Origin of the sequence: Streptomyces sp. NPDC004065 (genome assembly GCF_044903565.1) — a bacterium.
Classification (GTDB): domain Bacteria; phylum Actinomycetota; class Actinomycetes; order Streptomycetales; family Streptomycetaceae; genus Streptomyces.
This window is the reverse complement of record NZ_JBJDQT010000003.1, coordinates 190,529-207,716: the sequence shown is the minus strand read 5'-3', so window position 1 is coordinate 207,716 and position 17,188 is coordinate 190,529. Positions and strand designations below refer to the sequence as shown.

General features: G+C 73.4%; 17 protein-coding genes and 3 pseudogenes. 12 read left to right on the top strand and 8 right to left on the bottom strand.

The genetic code is table 11. The features are described 5' to 3' along the window. Positions 1-5 precede the first annotated feature (5 nt). Positions 6-1,199, top strand: a complete 1,194-nt coding sequence (locus tag ACI2LW_RS07170) for a cytochrome P450 (RefSeq protein WP_404730143.1) — start codon at positions 6-8, stop codon at positions 1,197-1,199. Between the two features lie 277 nt (positions 1,200-1,476). Here ACI2LW_RS07170 and ACI2LW_RS07165 read toward each other — a convergent pair whose 3' ends face one another. The 3 genes from ACI2LW_RS07165 to ACI2LW_RS07155 form a co-directional block, all read right to left on the bottom strand. Continuing rightward, positions 1,477-1,821: a DUF3140 domain-containing protein gene (locus tag ACI2LW_RS07165; RefSeq protein WP_404730142.1), complete on the bottom strand. Its 345-nt coding sequence runs from the start codon at positions 1,819-1,821 to the stop codon at positions 1,477-1,479. A gap of 5 nt (positions 1,822-1,826) precedes the next feature. Beyond that, the gene (locus tag ACI2LW_RS07160) at positions 1,827-2,102 is read right to left on the bottom strand and encodes a DUF2945 domain-containing protein (protein WP_404730141.1); all 276 of its coding nucleotides are present in this window, start codon (positions 2,100-2,102) and stop codon (positions 1,827-1,829) included. A gap of 155 nt (positions 2,103-2,257) precedes the next feature. Continuing rightward, entirely contained in the window at positions 2,258-3,094 is an 837-nt protein-coding gene (locus ACI2LW_RS07155; RefSeq protein ID WP_404730140.1) for an SDR family NAD(P)-dependent oxidoreductase, read from the bottom strand. 218 nt (positions 3,095-3,312) lie between these two features. Here ACI2LW_RS07155 and htpG point away from each other — a divergent pair, with 218 nt between their 5' ends. Continuing rightward, positions 3,313-5,259, top strand: coding sequence for a molecular chaperone HtpG (gene htpG, locus ACI2LW_RS07150; protein ID WP_404730139.1), 1,947 nt, complete (start codon positions 3,313-3,315; stop codon positions 5,257-5,259). Positions 5,260-5,313: 54 nt separating this feature from the next. Here htpG and ACI2LW_RS07145 read toward each other — a convergent pair. Then, positions 5,314-5,832: pseudogene (locus tag ACI2LW_RS07145) on the bottom strand (helix-turn-helix domain-containing protein); the annotation flags it as partial. A gap of 3 nt (positions 5,833-5,835) precedes the next feature. On the opposite strand from ACI2LW_RS07145, the pseudogene ACI2LW_RS07140 reads away from it, so the two are divergent. From ACI2LW_RS07140 to ACI2LW_RS07105, 8 genes and pseudogenes are all read left to right on the top strand, one after another. Next, positions 5,836-6,009 (top strand): annotated as a pseudogene (locus ACI2LW_RS07140) (alpha/beta hydrolase); the annotation flags it as partial. Positions 6,010-6,196: 187 nt separating this feature from the next. Continuing rightward, positions 6,197-6,820, top strand: coding sequence for a TetR/AcrR family transcriptional regulator (locus ACI2LW_RS07135; RefSeq protein WP_404730138.1), 624 nt, complete (start codon positions 6,197-6,199; stop codon positions 6,818-6,820). Between the two features lie 129 nt (positions 6,821-6,949). Next, positions 6,950-7,450 (top strand): annotated as a pseudogene (locus ACI2LW_RS07130) (site-specific integrase); the annotation flags it as partial. Between the two features lie 419 nt (positions 7,451-7,869). Further along, complete coding sequence (locus tag ACI2LW_RS07125; RefSeq protein ID WP_404730137.1) at positions 7,870-8,997, top strand: ABC transporter permease; 1,128 nt, start codon at positions 7,870-7,872, stop codon at positions 8,995-8,997. Then, a complete protein-coding gene (locus tag ACI2LW_RS07120; protein ID WP_404730136.1) occupies positions 8,994-9,710 on the top strand; it encodes an ABC transporter ATP-binding protein in 717 nt (238 codons plus the stop codon). The genes ACI2LW_RS07125 and ACI2LW_RS07120 overlap by 4 nt, the downstream gene beginning before the upstream one ends. Before the next feature lie 62 nt (positions 9,711-9,772). Continuing rightward, entirely contained in the window at positions 9,773-10,384 is a 612-nt protein-coding gene (locus tag ACI2LW_RS07115; RefSeq protein WP_404730135.1) for a TetR/AcrR family transcriptional regulator, read from the top strand. 267 nt (positions 10,385-10,651) lie between these two features. Then, positions 10,652-11,212, top strand: a complete 561-nt coding sequence (locus ACI2LW_RS07110; protein WP_404730134.1) for an NADPH-dependent FMN reductase — start codon at positions 10,652-10,654, stop codon at positions 11,210-11,212. A 194-nt stretch (positions 11,213-11,406) separates the two neighbouring features. After that, positions 11,407-11,883, top strand: coding sequence for a MarR family winged helix-turn-helix transcriptional regulator (locus ACI2LW_RS07105; protein WP_404730133.1), 477 nt, complete (start codon positions 11,407-11,409; stop codon positions 11,881-11,883). A 37-nt stretch (positions 11,884-11,920) separates the two neighbouring features. Here ACI2LW_RS07105 and ACI2LW_RS07100 read toward each other — a convergent pair whose 3' ends face one another. Both ACI2LW_RS07100 and ACI2LW_RS07095 read right to left on the bottom strand, forming a co-directional pair. Continuing rightward, positions 11,921-12,916, bottom strand: a complete 996-nt coding sequence (locus tag ACI2LW_RS07100; protein WP_404730132.1) for a D-cysteine desulfhydrase family protein — start codon at positions 12,914-12,916, stop codon at positions 11,921-11,923. A 28-nt stretch (positions 12,917-12,944) separates the two neighbouring features. Beyond that, complete coding sequence (locus ACI2LW_RS07095) at positions 12,945-13,088, bottom strand: hypothetical protein (protein WP_404730131.1); 144 nt, start codon at positions 13,086-13,088, stop codon at positions 12,945-12,947. Between the two features lie 238 nt (positions 13,089-13,326). On the opposite strand from ACI2LW_RS07095, the gene ACI2LW_RS07090 reads away from it, so the two are divergent. Then, complete coding sequence (locus ACI2LW_RS07090; RefSeq protein WP_404730197.1) at positions 13,327-14,301, top strand: phosphotransferase; 975 nt, start codon at positions 13,327-13,329, stop codon at positions 14,299-14,301. A gap of 121 nt (positions 14,302-14,422) precedes the next feature. Here the strand turns inward: ACI2LW_RS07090 and ACI2LW_RS07085 are convergent, their stop codons facing one another. Then, positions 14,423-14,851, bottom strand: coding sequence for a VOC family protein (locus ACI2LW_RS07085; protein ID WP_404730130.1), 429 nt, complete (start codon positions 14,849-14,851; stop codon positions 14,423-14,425). Positions 14,852-15,047: 196 nt separating this feature from the next. After that, entirely contained in the window at positions 15,048-15,821 is a 774-nt protein-coding gene (locus ACI2LW_RS07080) for an enoyl-CoA hydratase-related protein (RefSeq protein WP_404730129.1), read from the bottom strand. A gap of 167 nt (positions 15,822-15,988) precedes the next feature. Between ACI2LW_RS07080 and ACI2LW_RS07075 the strand changes: the two genes are divergently transcribed. Continuing rightward, a complete protein-coding gene (locus tag ACI2LW_RS07075; protein WP_404730128.1) occupies positions 15,989-17,155 on the top strand; it encodes an NAD(P)-binding domain-containing protein in 1,167 nt (388 codons plus the stop codon). The last annotated feature ends 33 nt before the right edge of the window (positions 17,156-17,188 follow it).

Below are 17,188 nucleotides of genomic sequence, written 5' to 3'. Positions count from 1 at the left end.
AGCCGATGACCGTCGTCGATCTGGCCGCGCTCGGTGAGTCGTTCACCCGCGACCCCTATCCCGTCTACGCCCGCTTACGGGCCCAGGGCCCCGTGCACCGCATCCGGATGCCGGAGGGCGGCGCCGAGGCCTGGCTCGTGGTCGGATACGAGGCCGGACGGGCCGCACTCGCGGACCCCGGACTGTCCAAGGACTGGAGCAAGGCCTCGCCCGCGCTGCCGCTGGGCGCCGTCTCGGCCGGCCCGCACATGCTCAGGGCGGACCCGCCCGAACACGCGCGGCTGCGCCGGCTGGTCGCCCGCGAGTTCACCGCCCGCCGCGTGGCGGAACTGGAACCACGCGTGCAGCGGACCACCGACGAACTCCTGGACCGGATGCTCTCCTCCGACGGCGGCCGCGCCGACCTCGTCGAGGCGCTGTCCTTCCCGCTGCCCATCTCGGTGATCTGCGAACTCCTCGGCGTCCCCGACCTGGACCGCGACTCCTTCAGGAACTGGTCCAACGAGGCGCTCGGCGCCACCGACCCCGAACTGCGCCGGGCCGCCGCGGTCTCGATGGCGAAGTACATCGAGGAACTGGTCGAGGGCAAGCGGCTGCGGCCCGGCGACGACCTCATGAGCGCGCTGATCCACGGCTCGGACGACTCCGGCGACCGGCTCACGCGGGAGGAACTGGTCGGCATGGCCTGGCTGTTGCTCGTCGCGGGCCACGAGACCACCGTGAACCTGATCTCCAACGGCGTCCTCGCCCTGCTCACCCACCCGGAACAGCTCGCCGCCCTGCGCGCGGACCTCACCCTCGTCGACGCCGCGGTCGAGGAAATGCTCCGCTACGAGGGCCCGGTGGAGACCCCCACCTACCGCTTCACCACGGAGCCGCTGACCATCGGCGACACGGTCGTCCCCGGCGGCGGCGAACTAGTCCTGGTCGCCATGGCCGACGCCAACCGCGACCCCGCCCGCTTTCCCTCGCCCGACCGCTTCGACATCTCCCGCGACGCCCGCGGGCACGTGGCGTTCGGCCACGGCATCCACTACTGCCTGGGCGCGCCGCTCGCCCGGCTGGAGGCGCGCGTCGCCGTGCGGACCCTGCTGGAACGGTGCCCCTCCCTGGCGCTGGACATCCACCCGGCGGCCATCACCTGGCGGCCGGGGATGATGATCCGCGGCCCGCTCAGCCTGCCGGTACGGTTCGCCTGACGCGCCGGTGCCACGGCCGCCGCCCGCCGCCGCTCACGCCGCCTCGGCACCGGCCGGCCCACGTCCGGCGGAGGCCTTCCCGCGGTGCGGCACCGGCGAGTTCCCGGTCGCCGGCGGGCGGTTCGCGGCCGGCGGGACGACGGCGACGTACGGGCCCGCGTCCCGGCCGACGGCGAAAGCCTCCTCGGCCGGGCGCCGGCCGGCCCCGCGCGACGACGCCGCGCGGCCCCCGCGCGGTGCGTCACACGGCGCGTCACGCGGTGCGTCGCACGGCGCGTCACGCGGCGTCGTCGCCGAGCGGATCGTGGCCCCAGTTCATCAGCGAGTGCCGCCAGCGGGTACCGCTGACGTCCCCCGGCGGCCGCTGCGCGAGATGCCGGCGGATGTAGCCGACCACCTTGCGCATGTGGTCGTAGTCCGCGTCCGACAGATCGGCCTTCTTCTTGCGGAGGATGGACACGATCCGGCGGCCGGAGGCGTGCCCCGTGGACTCGCCGCCGTCCTTGTGCTCGCCGGCCGCCCACGACTCCTCGGTGGCCAGCCACTTCTCCAGGTCGGAGGGCGTCATGTCGACCAGTGCGCGGAACGCGTCCCAGGTCTCCTGCCGGTCGTCGCCCGCCACGGCCGCTACTTCCTCCCCGGCTTCTTCAGCGCCGACGGATTGTGCACCGCCGAGCGGCCGGACTTGTCGCTGCGCACCTGGTACTGGGGCTCCTCGGGGGAGGCGTCCACCGTGCGGCCCGCCGCCTCGGTCCGCTCGGTGATCTTCTTCTCCACCCGCCCCGTCGTCTCGCTGCCGTGGCTGCGCCAGGCGACCTCGTCGCCCTTGGCCGGCTCCTTCTTCGTCTTCCTGCCCGAGGTGCCCGAGGTGCCCGAGGTGCCCGAGGTGTCCTTGGCCGTCATGGTCTCTCCCGCGCTTCGGTGATGTCCCCTCCAGCCTGCTGGCAGCTCCGCTCGCCCGCACCTTCGTACGGGCCGTCCCGCCCGGCCTCGGGATGGGTCGCCCGCCCGGCGGCCCGGGGGTTCCGCCCCGCCCGGCGGCCCGGGGTCCGGTCCGCTCAGGCTTCCGGGTCTTCCGCCCGGCGGTAGCGGGCGGCCACCGACCTGCCGGACCCCTCGCGCAGGGCGCGCTCCACGGCGGCCAGCCGGTCGACGACCCCGGCGTCCGGCAGGCCGGGCACGCACACCACCTCGCCGCTCTCCAGCGCGGCGAGGGAGGCGGTGACGACGTCGGCGGCCGGCATCCCGCCTTCCTCGTGCACCCGCGCCTCGCCCGGCACCGGGGCCTCACCCCGGCTCAGGTGGAACTCGGTGGCGGTCAGGCCCGGGCAGACCACCTGCACCCGCACCGGCGTGCCGGCCAGCTCCGCGGCCAGGGTCCTGGTGAACGTCACCACGTACCCCTTGGTGCCGGCGTAGACGGCCCGCTGGGGGAGGGGGCCGGGGGGCAGCGAGCCGGCGAACGCCAGCAGGAAGGCGACGTTGACGACCGCGCCCCGGCCCCGCTCCAGCATGTGGGGAACGGCCGCGCGGGTCAGCACGGTGAGCGCCACCACGTTCACGTCCAGCACCTTGGTCAGCAGCGCGGCGTCGACCTCGGCGAAGGGGCCGTACCCGTTGATGCCGGCGTTGTTCACCAGCAGCGCCACGTCGCCGGCGGCCACCCGGGCGGCGACCCGGGCCAGGTCCTGCGGGTCGGCGAGGTCGGCGACGGCCGTCTCCACCCGCGCACCGGTCTCCTCGCGCAGCCGGTCCGCCAGCGCCGCCAGCCGTCCGGCCCGGCGGGCCACCAGCACCAGGTCCCAGCCCCGGCGCGCCAGCCGTACGGCGTACTCGGCGCCGATCCCCGACGACGCCCCCGTGACCACGGCGGTGCCCTTGGTCCGCTCTGTCATGCGACGCACCCTCCGCTCGACGGCCCCGGCCCCCGGCACCCCGGCCCCTGGCCTCCGGCCCCGGGCCACCACCGCGGGGAGCGGCCCTCCCCGACCGCCCTGCCGGGTCACCAGCCGCCGGCGAGCCGAAACCCCACGTCGGCGGACACCCTCTGACGTGGTGTTTTACAGTGACTTCCATCAGCTCCGGCGACAGGACCTGTGAGGTAATCGCGAACATGGCAACCGAGACGTTTGAGTTTCAGGTGGAGGCCCGTCAGCTGCTCCAGCTGATGATCCACTCGGTGTACTCGAACAAGGACGTGTTCCTGCGGGAACTGGTCTCCAACGCCTCCGACGCGCTGGACAAACTGCGCCTGGAGAAGCTGCGGGACGACTCCCTCGACGCCGACGTGTCCGATCCGCACATCGAGATCGAGGTCGACAAGGACGCCCGCACGCTCACCGTCCGCGACAACGGCATCGGCATGTCGTACGACGAGGTCGGACAGCTGATCGGCACCATCGCCAACTCGGGCACCGCGCAGTTCCTCCAGGAGCTGCGGGAGGCCAGGGACGGAGCCGGGGCGGAGGGGCTCATCGGCCAGTTCGGCGTCGGCTTCTACTCCGGCTTCATGGTGGCGGACGAGGTCACCCTGGTGACCCGGCGGGCGGGCGAGGCGCACGGCACCCGCTGGACCTCGCGCGGCGAGGGCACGTACACCCTGGAGACGGTCGACGACGCCCCGCAGGGCACCTCGGTCACGCTGCACCTCAAGCCCGCCGACCCGGACAACCAGCTCCACGACTACACCGACCCGTGGCGGATCCGGCAGATCATCAAGCGGTACTCGGACTTCATCACCTGGCCCATCAGGATGGCGCCCGCCTCCCCGGCCACGGCCGGCGAGAAGGCCCAGGACGGCACGGGAGCCCCCGCCGGCGCGAGCGACGCGACGTCCGGGCCCGAGACGCTCAACTCCATGAAGGCGCTGTGGGCGCGCTCGCGCGACGAAGTGTCCGACGAGGAGTACCACGAGCTGTACAAGCACATCGGCCACGACTGGCGCGACCCGCTGGAGACCATCCGGCTCCAGGCCGAGGGCACCTTCGAGTACCAGGCCCTGCTGTTCCTGCCCGCCCACGCCCCGCACGACCTGTTCACCCGGGACTTCCGGCGCGGCCTGCAGCTGTACGTCAAGCGCGTGCTCATCATGGACGACTGCGAGGCGCTGCTGCCGCCCTACCTGCGCTTCGTCAAGGGCGTCGTCGACGCGGCGGACCTCTCGCTCAACGTCTCCCGCGAGATCCTCCAGCAGGACCGCCACATCGAGCTGATGCGGCGCCGGCTGACGAAGAAGGTCCTGTCCACCGTCAAGGAGATGATGGCCAAGGACCGGGACCGCTACACCACGTTCTGGCGGGAGTTCGGCACCGTCCTGAAGGAGGGCCTGGTCACCGACCCGGAGAACCGGGACGCCATCCTCGCCGTCGCGACCTTCGCGAGCACCCACGACGACACCGAGCCCACCTCGCTCAGCGGCTACGTCGAGCGGATGAAGGACGGGCAGGACGACATCTACTACCTGACCGGCGAGTCCCGGCAGAGCATCGAGAACTCCCCGCACATGGAGGCGTTCCGGGACCGGGGCATCGAGGTGCTGCTGCTCACCGACCCGGTCGACGAGGTCTGGGCCGAGACCGTCGGCGAGTACGAGGGCCACAAGCTGCGGTCCGTCGCCAAGGGCCGCATCGACCTCGACGCCGAGGGCGGCGAGAGCGGCGACGGCGAGCGCGAGAAGCGGAGCGAGGAGTACGCCGGGCTGCTCGGCTGGATGAAGGAGCAACTGGAGGACGACATCAAGGAGGTGCGCCTGTCCTCCCGCCTGACCGTCTCCCCGGCCTGTGTCGTCTCCGACGCGCACGACCTGACCCCGGCCCTGGAGAACATGTACCGCGCGATGGGCCAGGAGGTGCCCCGGACCAAGCGGATCCTGGAGCTCAACCCGGACCACCAGCTCGTCAAGGGCCTCAACCAGGCGTACCGGGAGCGCGAGGACCGCACCTCGCTCGCCGAGACCGCCGAACTCCTGCACGGCCTCGCGGTGCTCGCCGAAGGCGGTCAGCCGAAGGAACCGGCCCGCTTCGTCAAGCTGATGGCGGACCGCCTGGAGCGCGCACTGTGACACCGCCGTCCGCACACCCGCGGGCCGGCCGGGTCCGCGGGCGTCCGGACGCGCTCAGGGAAGGACGCCCGCCGGGCCGCACGCGGCGTCCCGCGGACGGGCCGCCTCCCGCAGCAGGGCGGCGTCCCGGCTCGGCGGCGCCCCGAACCGGCGCCGGTACTCACGGCTGAACTGGGACGGGTTGTCGTACCCGACGCGCCGCCCGACCCCGGTGACGTCGCCGGGGCGGGCGGCCAGCAGCAGCCGTGCCTCCTGGAGCCGGATCTGCTTCTGGAACTGGACGGGGCTCATCGCGGTCACCGCCTGGAAGTGGCGGTGGAACGCGGACACGCTCATCCCGGACAGCCGGGCCAGGTCCGCCACCCGGAACGGCTGCGCGTAGTGCTCGCGGATCCAGCGCACCGCCCGGGAGATGTGGCTCAGACCGCTGTCGGCGAGTCCGAGCCGGCGTACGGCCCGGCCCTGCTCGCCGGTGATCAGACGCCACAGGATCTCCCGTTTCACCAGCGGCGCCAGCACGGCCCGGTCGCGGGGCTCGTCGAGCAGACGCAGCAGCCGGACCACGGCGTCCAGCCGATCTGGGCGGCCGGCGGCCAGGCCGAACTCCACGTCTGGGCAGGCGGGTTCCACGGCTTCGATGCCCTGTACCCGCAGGCGCGCGTCTCGGCGACGGTCCGCCGCACCCGCACGGCGTGGCTCGCCCGCCTGCTGCGCCCGCACGAGCCCGTCCGGGAGGAGCCGCGGCCGTGAGGACCGAGGGCCTGAGCCCGCTCGGGGGCGGCCCACGGTTCAAGCGGCGGTCTCGCCCGCGCCGGCGCCCGGTGCGGGCGGGAGCGTCGATGAGCTCCTCGCGGCTCATCCTGGACCGGCCCTGAACGTCCTGTTCGGCGGCGCGGTCGTCCCCCTGGGAGTAGTCGAATGGTCGTATACTCGCGGTATGGGACGATCGAGCGACGCCAGGGGCAAGATTCTCACCGCCGCGCAGTCGCTGATCGAGCTGCGGGGCTACTCCGCGCTGGGTGTGGCGGAGATCTGCAAGACGGCAGGGGTGCCCAAGGGCAGCTTCTACTACTTCTTCGAGTCGAAGGAAGCCCTGGCGCTGGCCGTGATCGACGAGCACTGGGCCGCTCAGCGGCGCGACTGGGAGCGCGTCCTGCGTGACGAGCGCGAGCCCCTGCAGCGGCTGCGGCGGCTCTTCGAGGAGACCGAGGCCGCTCAGCGCGCCGGCCGGGAGACCTGCGGATCGGTCTCGGGGTGCATGTTCGGCAACCTCACCCTCGAGCTGAGCACCCAGACCGAGGCGATCCGGCTCCGGCTCCAGCAGATCTTCGAGGAGCAGGTCGACATGATCGAAGAGGTGGTCGCCGCCGCACTGGCGCGCGAGGACGTCACCGTCGCCGACACCCGGGCCGCCGCCCGCTCGGTCGTCGCGCAGCTGGAGGGCCAGGTGCTGTTCGCCAAGCTCTACAACGACACCGCCACTCTCGACGCGCTGTGGCACAACTGCCTGGCTCTGCTGGGGGCCCGCACCGCCGGCCGGGACGCCACCGCGCCGGCCTGACCCGCCCCGCCCCGCGCCGCCGGCCGGCGGCCGCCCGACCCGACCCACTCCGCCGCCGGCCGCGGCGGCCCGGCACCCCTGAGCGCGCCCGGATCGACCACCCGCGCGCCCTTTCCGGGGTCTGAGGATATCGGTATCAGATCGTCGCCAAGCCCTCGTCGGCCCTGGTGGGCGGCCGACCTGTTCCTCGACTTGCTCGGCAACCCGAACGCCGTCCGGAACTACGGCATTGCCGTCGGGAAGACCGTCGAGCGCCTCGGCGAGGGCCGGCCGCTCGCCTCGGTGGAGGACGCCGAGATCGGCGAGGCGCTGGAGCTGCTGTGGGGCCGCTCGGCGGTGAACACCTGGAACGCCCGCCGCGGTGCCGTGCTGTCCTGGACGGGCTGGTGCTCCGAGCGCGGGTACGAGGGCCCGACGGTCCCGGCCTGGGCGAAGCGACCGGCCGTGCCGGACTCCGAGACCCCGGCCCGCTGGAAGATGGCCGTCGACCGGCCGCCCGGCGCGAGGTGGCCGCACCCGCGGGCCGGTGTTCGTCACCCACCGCCGCCCGGGCCCGGGAAGGTCGTCAGCCCGCGCGATGTCTGCCCGGACACTGGGTTCGCCCGGCTGCCGTACGGGCAGGCCCGCGCCCCCTCACCCGCAGCGTGCCTGCGGCCTGGTCAGGCGCCGACTGCACGAGGCGTCGGTGCTGTTCTCTTGACGCCGCGGTCCAGCGAGAAGGACCTCTCCGCGACGGCGGTCCGTCGGTTCCTGGGCCGTGACGGCGGATTCCTCAGCCCGCTCCGGCGTCGTGATCAACAGCTCGGCGACCGGGCCTTGTGAGCGATCCGGCCGGTCGGCGGACCCGGTACAAACCCCAGGCGAAGCCTGGCCACACCCCACAGGGGCGGTCCGGCCGGGAGGACTCGGTCGACGTACGCGACACAACATGCCGACGGGCGCGTCGGCAACATCCGATAAGATGCCGACATTCACGTCGTCAAGTTCAGGCAAAGAGGCGACGTGGCCAGTCTGTCGTGTCCTCATTCCCTTCTCGCTCGGAGAGCTCCGTGTTCCTTGCCCTACGCGATCTGCGCTTCGCCCGCGGTCGCTTCGCCCTGATGGGCGCGGTGGTAGCGCTCATCGCCGTACTCGGTGTCCTCCTGTCCGGGCTTGCCTCCGGTCTGGCGGACGCCGGCATATCCGGCCTGCGCGCGCTGCCCGTGACTCACATGGCCTTCGACGAGAAGGCGACCAGCGAGCAGTTCTCCCGCTCGACCGTGGAAGAGGAGGACTGGCAGACATGGTCCAGGGCCCCAGGCGTGGAGCGCGCGGAGCCGTTCGGGAACACCCTGGCCAATGCCCAGGTGACCCAGGGCGCCAAGAAGGGCGAGCAGGTCAACCTCGCCGTCTTCGGTATGACACCGGACTCCTCCCTGGCGCCCCGCCCCAGCAAGGGTGAGGGCCTGAAGAAGGGCAGTGCGGGCATCGTGATCACCCGGGAGATCGCCGATCTCGGGGTGGAGATCGGCGACGTTCTGACCGCGGACCGGAGCGGGGTGCGGCTGAAGGTCGTAGGACTGGTCGACGAGACCGTCTCCTACGGCCACATCGGCGTCGTCTACGCAGACCTCGGCACATGGCGGCATCTGCACTACGGCCTGCCCGGCGACCTGCCCGAGGCCGCGAGCCGCCAGGCCACCGCCGTCGCCCTGACCCTGAAGCCGGGCGCCGACGTCGCCGCTGTGGAAAAGGCAACCGGGACCCTCGCCGAGACCAAGGAGGCCACGTTCGACGCGTCCCCCGGCTACGAGGCCGAGTCGAGCACCATGGCCCTGATCAAGGGATTCCTGTACGTCATCTCCGCCCTGGTCGTCGGCGCGTTCTTCACCGTCTGGACCGTCCAGCGCAAGCCCGAGATCGCCCTGATGAAGGCACTGGGCGCCCCCACCCGGTACATCCTGCGCGACGCGCTCGCCCAGGTCGTCGCCGTGCTCGTCGGAGCCACGGCCCTCGGCACCGCCGTCGGCCTGGCCCTGGGCAGCGCGATGATCGGCAAGGCCCCCTTCTCCCTCTCCGCACCGGCCATCGCCACCTCCTCCGGCCTCCTCATCGTCCTCGGGACCGTGGGCGCCGTCGTCGCAGTCCGCCGCATCACCGCCGTCGACCCCCTGACCGCTCTGGGAGCCACCCGATGACCACACCTGCCACCGGCCACCAGGCCGCCGCGGACCCCGACCGCTCCGGCGGGCTGCGCCTGGACGACGTCACCCTCACCCTCGGTGACGGCGATACCGCCGTCACCGCCCTCGACCACGTCGGCCTGAGGGTCGCCCCCGGTGAGTTCGTCGCCGTCGTCGGCCCCTCCGGATCCGGCAAGTCCAGCCTCCTCGCCGTCGCCGGCGGCCTCCAGCGGCCCACCTCGGGCACCGTGCACATCGCCGGCACCGAGCTGACCGCCCTCTCGGACAAGGAACGCACCGCCGCCCGCCGCCGCCACATCGGCTTCGTCTTCCAGCAGTCGAACCTGCTGGCCTCCCTCACCGTCAGGGAACAGCTCCTGCTGCCTCTGCACATCGACGGACGCCTCGACGCCGCGGCCCGCAGCCGGGCCGACGAACTCATCGAGGCAGTCGGGCTCAGCCACCGGGCAGGCTCCCGTCCGCACCAGCTCTCCGGCGGCGAGCGCCAGCGCGCCGGCCTGGCCCGCGCCCTGATGACCTCCCCCGCCGTCCTGCTGGTGGACGAACCCACCTCGGCACTGGACCGGGTACGGTCCGCCGAGGCGGTGCGGCTGATCGCCGAGCAGACCCATGAGCGCGGCACGGCCACGGTCATGGTCACCCACGACACGGCGATAATGGACGCTGCCGACCGGGTGTACGAGATGGTCGACGGCCGCCTGTCCTGACGGGGGCCGCCAACCGGCATCGCATTCCCGGCCCTGTCCACCCTTCCAGGAGCCCGCCCCGCATGCCGAAGATCAACGCCTCCAGCGTCGCCGAGCACCGTGCCCAGCAACGGGAGGCGCTGATCGGGGCGGCGATCGACATCCTGGTCAACGAGGGCGCCGCCGCCGTCACACCGGCGGCGGTCGGCGCCCGCGCCGGCCTGGCCCGCTCCAGCGTCTACCAGTACTTCGACTCCTCGTCAGCCCTCCTGGCCACCATCACGGAGGAAGCCTTCCGGCGCTCCAACGAGGCACTCACCCGCGCCATGGCCGCCGCGAACGGCCCGCTGGGACGCGTCGAGGCGTTCTTCGGGGAAAGCCTCCGCCTGGGCGCCGAAGGCGCACACCGGCCCGCCGTCGCCCTCATGAACGCCGGACTTCCTCCGGCCTGCCAGCAGCGGCTGATGGAACTCCACCTGGACCAGGTCGAACCGTTCCGCGCCGCCGTCCGGGAGCTCGGCGTTCCCGAGCCCGCGCTCACGGCCGACCTGATCGCCGGAATGCTGCACACCGCCCTGGCCGCCGTCGAGAACGGCACCCCCCTCGATACGGTCACACAGCGCACCCTCGCACTCGTGCGCCGCTGCCTCACCCCGGTCGGCAGCACAGCCCGCGCACCGGAGCAAGGGGCCTGAAGCCCTCGTACCGCCGAAGCACCTCGGGCGACCGCGGCCCGGCACGCCTTCTTCATCTTCTCCTCGACGGTCTCGCGCTCGGCCTCGGCCAGCAGCTTCGTAGACCCCTTTCCCCGCATCCTTCCCTTCCCGCATGTCCCGGCTCCGCGGCCCGTGGCGGCGAGCACACCCCGATTTGCTTGACTGGGCAACTTTTCGCAATTAGCTTGCTTGGCGAAGCAAATATTTCCGGCGCCGTGCCGGGGGCTTCCTCAGAAGGGCTTTGCAGTGATCAGGATTGGCATCATCCTCGGCTCCACCCGTCCCGGCCGCAACGGCGAAGCGGTCGCGCGCTGGGTGCACGAGATCGCCTCCCAGCGCACGGGCGCGGAGTTCGAACTCGTCGATCTGCTGGACTACCGGCTCCCGCACCTCGACGAGATGCTCCCGCCGTCGCTGGGCCAGTACGCCCAGCCGCACACCCGGGAGTGGGCGGAGAAGATCGCCTCCTTCGACGGCTTCATCATGGTGACGCCCGAGTACAACCACTCCACGTCGGGCGTGCTGAAGAACGCGATCGACTTCCTCTATGCCGAGTGGAACAACAAGGCGGTCGGCTTCGTCAGTTACGGCGGCCTCGGCGGCGCCCGTGCGGTGGAGCACCTGCGCCTGATCGCCGGTGAGCTGCAGATGGCCGACGTGCGGTCCCAGGTCGCGCTGTCGCTGTTCCACGACTTCGAGAACTTCAGCGTGTTCAAGCCGGGCGACTTCCAGCTCGAGGCGCTGAACACCACGCTCGACCAGGTGCTGGCCTGGAGCGCGGCACTCGCCCCGCTGCGCGCCGCGTAACCCGCGCCGCGTAACCCGCGCCGCGTAACCCGCGCCGCGTAACCCGCGCCGCGTAACCCGCGCCGCGTAACCCCGCGCCGCGCCCGGCCGACCGGCCCCGGCCGCCCCGCCCACCGGCGGCGCGACCGGGGCTCGCTGCCCTTCAAGACCCCTGTCCCGCCAAGGTGCTTCGTCGAGCAAGTACCATGAGACGCATGTCACGCACAGCACGGCGGCCGGATCCGGGGGAGCGCGAGCCGCGGCCCCTCACACCCGAGGAGGACGCCGTCGTGCGATTGCTCGGCCGTGTCGTCCACGCCCTGCCCCGTGCCATCGACGCCGACATGATCCGCGAACAGGGGCTCTCCCTGGCCGAGTATCTGGCCCTGGTGAACCTCTCCGAGGCACCGGAGCGGCGGATGCGGATGAGCGACCTCGCCGCCGCGGTCGAGATGTCGCTCAGCGGCATGACCCGTCTGGCGAGCCGGCTCGAGAGCCAGGGGCTCATCCGGCGGGTCAGGTCCGAGGAGGACGCCCGTGGCTGGAACGCGGTCCTCACCGATGCGGGCCTCACGCGCCTGGAAGAGGCCTATCCCACCAACCTGGCGTCCGTGCGCCGTCACTTCCTCGACCACCTGGTCGACCTGGACCTCGGGAAACTCGCGACGGCGTTCAGCAACATCGCCACGTGACCGCGGCGAAGGTCCGCGGCCCGGGCGTCCGGAACACTCAGAGCGGCCGGGTCCTCGTGGCGAGGTCCGACGCCGCGGCCTCGAGCGCGGCCGTGTGACCGAAGAGGCCGGGAAGCCCGCCGGTGTGCACGAACACGGTGCGGCTGCCCCGGGTGATGTGGCCGTCCTCCACGGCGGCGATGAGACCCGCCATGGCACGCCCGGTGTAGACGGGGTCCAGCACGATGCCCTCGGTGCGCGCGGTGCGGTCGAGGGCGTCCGTGACCGGAGCGGTCAGCGCGCCGTACCCCTGCCCGACCTGGTCCAGCCGCAGCCGCAGCGCGTCCGGCGGGCAGTCGGCGCCGGACAGCTCGGAGACGAAGGCGGACACGGTGGCCGCCGGATCGGGTACGGCGCCGCAGTGCACGCCGAGGACCCGGCCGGGGCCGAGCACCTGGACGAGTCCGGCCATGGTGCCGCCGGACCCCAGCGCCACCACCACGGTGTCCACCTCCGGCGCCTGAGCGAGGAGTTCACGACCGCAGACCGCGGAGCCGCGCGCGCCGAGCGCGCTGGAGCCGCCGAACGGGATCAGCGCCGGCACGGCCCCCTCCGCCCGCAGCCGCGCGGCCACCTCACCGGCGGCGGCGGTGAGTTCGGCGCCCGCGCGCTCGCCCGCCCACACCACGGTGGCGCCGAACAACGCGTCGAGGGTGAGGTTGCCCCGGGCCGGCGCGCCGGGTGTCCCCGCCAGCACCAGCACGGTCTCCAGCCCCAGCCGGGCGCCCGCGGCAGCGGTCAGCCGGGCGTGATTGCTCTGCGGCGCGCCGGTCGTCACCAGATGGGTCGCCCCGCCGGCGAGCGCCGCGCCGCACAGCCACTCCAGCTTGCGGACCTTGTTGCCGCCGCCGCCCAGGCCGGTGAGGTCGTCGCGTTTGACCCAGAGGTCGTCCGGGCCCAGACCGAGGGAGCGGGCGAGCCGGGGCATGGGCTCCAGGGGGGTGGGCCACGTGCCCAGTCCGACGGGCCGGGGGACATCGCTTGCTGAAGTCATGCCCATATGATCACCGAATCCGTCTCCGTCATCGGGCGAGGAGGTCCCGGCAGCCGGGCCGGAACACCTCACGGGCCTCCTCGTCGGTGTCCGCGACGAACTCCGCGCTGAGGACGGTCACGCCGGAGGACAGGCGGATGCGACTGGTGCGTGCGGCGATGCCGGCGAGCACGGTCTCCGGTGTCGAGACGGGCGCCCGCGCTCGCCGCTCCCGCGTACCGCGCCTCGCCGCTCCCGCGTACCGCGCCTCGCCGCTCCCGCGTACCGCGCGCGGCAAACGGCTCGCCCCCCGCGGCGGCGCTCCCGTAGGGTCGCGCGTCGACGCCCGGGACAGGGCGGGACGGATCGTGAGTGGGAGCGCGGTGGGAGCCGCGGACGAGGGGGAGCGGCGGCTGATGGCATCCGGTGCGATGACGAGGGAACGGCTGACGGGGGTGGCGCGGGCCGCGCTGGGGGCCGGGCGGCGGCTGGAAGGGGTCCAGCGGCTGGCGGGCGGCAGCAAGAAGGGCGTGTACCGCCTGGTGATGGACGACGGGACGACGGCCGTCGCCTACCTGTGGGCCGCCACGGAGAACCACTGGCCGGCGGCCGAGGGCGACGACGACCTCACCGACCCGTTCTCGCCCGGCCTCGGCCTCGACCTGTTCCAGGCCGCGCACGCGCGGCTGCGCGCACTCGGCGTACGCGTCCCGGAGATCCGCCTCGTCGACCGGGACGGCGCCCACGGCCCGGCCGATCTGGTGGTCGTCGAGGACGTTCCGGGCGAGAGCCTGGAGGAGGCGCTGGCCCGCGAGCCCCGCGAGGCCGGGCCCGTCCTGGCCCGGCTCGGCGAGGCGCTGGAGCGGATGCGCCGCCACCGGGCCCCGGCGTACGGCAAGGTGGCCGTGGTCGACGGGGGAGGAACGTCACGCGGAACGTCGTGCGGGGCAGTGGTCCTGGACCGGGCGCTGCGGGACCTCGGCGAGGCCGCGTCCCGCGATCCGCGCATCGCGGCGGCCCGCGACCGCCTGGAGTCGCGACTGCGGGAACTGGAGGCCGCGGTACGGCCGCGCGCCCGGTACGCGGTCGTGCACGGCGAACTGGGACCCGACCATGTGCGGATCGACGCCCACGGGAACCCTGTGCTGATCGACATCGAGGGCACGATGTACTTCGACGTGGAGTGGGAGCACGTCTTCCTGCGGATCCGGCTGGGCGACGCGTACCGGCAGCTGGCGGTGGACGGACTGGACGAACCCCGGCTGGCCCTCTACACGCTGGCCCAGCGGCTGTCGCTGACGGCCGGGCCGCTGCGGCTGCTCGACGGGGACTTCCCCGACCGTACGTCCATGGCGCGCATCGCCGAGCACAACCTGGGGAAGGCGCTGGAACTGCTCCGGGCCTGAGCGCGGCGGGCGGTCCGGCCCGCGAGGGTGGCGCGCGCCGTGCCGGGGCGCCGCCCCGACCGCCGGGGACCGGCCACGGCCGGTCCGTGGCCGGTCCCCGGCGGGGCGGCCCCGGAGCCGCTCAGCGCGCCCCGGGGACCTCCTCCGTCGCCCCGTTCAGCGGCGAGGAAGGAGCGCTGCCGTAGGGGCGGGTGATGACCTCCATGCCGTGACCGGCGGGATCCCGGAAGTACACGCCGCGCCCGCCGTCATTGCGGTTGATCCGGCGCGGCTGCCTGCCGTGCGGGTCGGCCTGGATCGGGACGCCGGCCGCCAGGAGCCGGGAGAGCACCTGGTCGAACTCCTCCTCGGAGACGAGGAAGGCGTAGTGCTGCACGGGGATGTCGATGTCGACGGTCGCGAAATCCAGGGTGACCCCGTTGGCGGTCGTCACCGGCAGGAACATCCCGGCCGGCTCACCGACCTCCAGCCCCAGGATTCCGGCGAGGAAACGGGCGGACGTCTCCCGGTCACGGGAGTGGACGATGGTGTGGTTGAACTCGACTGACACTGGTGAATGCCTCCGCGGGCATCTCCGCGGCGCCTCCATGCCTCACCCGGCCGGTGACCGGCACGCGATGCCGCGGCCGAAATCCTAGGCGCCCGGGCCCGGTTGCGTCGAGCGGCCGGCGAGGCGGTCGAGAGGGCGGCGAGGGGGGCGAGAGGGCGGCGAGGGGGGCGGGGCGGCGGCGGGGGGCCGGCCCCGCTCACTCCGGCCACCGGGGCGCCCGCTTCTCCAGGAAGGCGGCGACGCCCTCCCGGGCCGCCGGTGTCCGGGAGGAGGCCGCCATGACCTCCCCGGCGATCTCGTAGGCGTCGCTCTCGGGCCGGTCCAGCTGGGCGTACAGCGTCCGCTTGCCCAGCGCCTTGGCGGCCGGGCTGCCGCGGGTGGCGCGGGACAGCAGGTCCTCGACGGCCGCGTCCAGCTCGCCGTCGGGGACCGTCCGGTTGACCAGTCCCCAGTCGGCGGCGGTCCGCGCGTCGATCACGTCGCCGGTGAGGGCCATCTCCATCAGCCGTTTGCGCCCGATCGAGCGGGCCACCGCGACGGCGGGCGTATGGCAGAACCAGCCTCCCTTGCCGCCCGGGAGCGAGAACCCGGCGGACTCCGCGGCCACCGCCAGGTCGCAGGTCGCCACCAGCTGGCATCCGGCGGCGACGGCCGGCGCGTGCACCCGGGCCACCACCACCTGCGGCATGGTGTGGATCAGCTGCATCACGCCGGTGCACAGCTCCAGCAGCCCGCGCATCTCCTCCACGCCCGCCGCGCGGACGTCGGCGAAGTCGTGCCCGGCGCTGAAGACGGGGCCGTTCGCCGCCAGCACGACTCCCGTGGCCTGTGAACCGGCCACTTCGGTGAGGGCCTTGTGCAGTTCCCGCAGCATGCCCCAGCTCAGGGCGTTCCGGCGCGCGGGATGGTCCAGGGTGACCCAGGTGGCCCGGCCCCGAGTCGCCACCGTCAGGTGCTCGTACGCGGCCATGAACCCCACCCTACGCCGGACCTCGGCACCGCGCGCCCGGCTCCGCACCCCCGGTGAGCAGGCGGAATGCCGGCCCGCGGGCTGCCCTGCGGGCGTCTGGCCCTGTGCGGTTGCGGCGGTGTCCGCGGGCGAGAGACGCTCGAAGCCGGGGGGACGGGAGCGCCACCGTGCACGACACCACCTCCACCAGCCTGCTCATCGTCGGCGCCGGACCGTTCGGCCTGTCCGCGGCCGCCCTCGCCCAAGAGCGCGGCATCGACGCGGTCACCGTCGGCCGTCCGATGGGTTTCTGGCGCGAGCACATGCCCGGCGGACTGTTCCTGCGGTCGGGCCCCGACTGGCATCTGGACGCCGCCGGCCGGCACACCCTGCGGGCCTATCTGCGCGAGCGCCGCCTGCGGCCGCGGGAGGTGGACCCGATACCCGTCGGTGTCTTCCTCGACTACGCCGACTGGTTCCGCGACGTCAAGCGGCTAGACGTCCGCGAGGAGTTCGTCACCGCCCTCACCCGGCACGACGGCGGCTTCGAGGCGGAGCTGTCCGGCGGTGGACGCGTGCGCAGCGAGGTGGTGATCGCCGCCCCCGGAGTCGGCCGTTTCGGGGCGCTTCCGCAGTGGGCCGGCCGCGTGCCGCCCGGCCGCGCCGCCCACAGCGGCGACCTGGTCTCCTTCGGCGCGCTGTCGGGGCAGCGGGTCGTCATCGTGGGGGGCAGGCAGAGCGCCTACGAGTGGGCGGCGCTGATCGGGGAGCACGGCGCGGAGCGCGTCGACGTCGTACACCGCCACCCCGCGCCCCGATTCGCCGCCGTGAACTGGGACTTCTTCGACGACTACGTGGAGAGCACCCTGCGTGTGCCGGGCTGGTGGCGCCGGCTCACCGACGCGGAGCGGACCGCCGTCGTCGCCCGGTGCTGGCAGGCCGGACGCGGCACCCTGGAACCCTGGCTGCCGCCGCGGCTGGCCTCGTGCGCCGTGCACGTCTGGCCGCGGTGCGAGGTGGTGCGCGTGGACGCCGGCCGGAGCGACGGGGCCGTGCGGATGGACCTGTCCAACGGCGAGACCCTGCGGGCCGACCGGGTGGTGTTCGCCACCGGGTACGCCCCCGACCTGGCACGCGTCCCCTACCTGTCCGGTCTCCTGGACCGCATCGCCACCCGCAACGGCTTCCCCCGGCTGGACGAGGGCCTCCAGACCACGGTGCCCGGCCTGTACCTCACCGGCTTCGCGGCAACCCAGGACTTCGGCCCGTTCTTCGGTTTCGTCAAGGCGGCCCCGGCCTCCTCCACGCTTCTCCTGCGGGCCCTGCGGGCCCTGCGGTCACGCCGGGCCGGCTGAACCAGGGCCTGTTCGCGCAGGCCCAGGACGTCC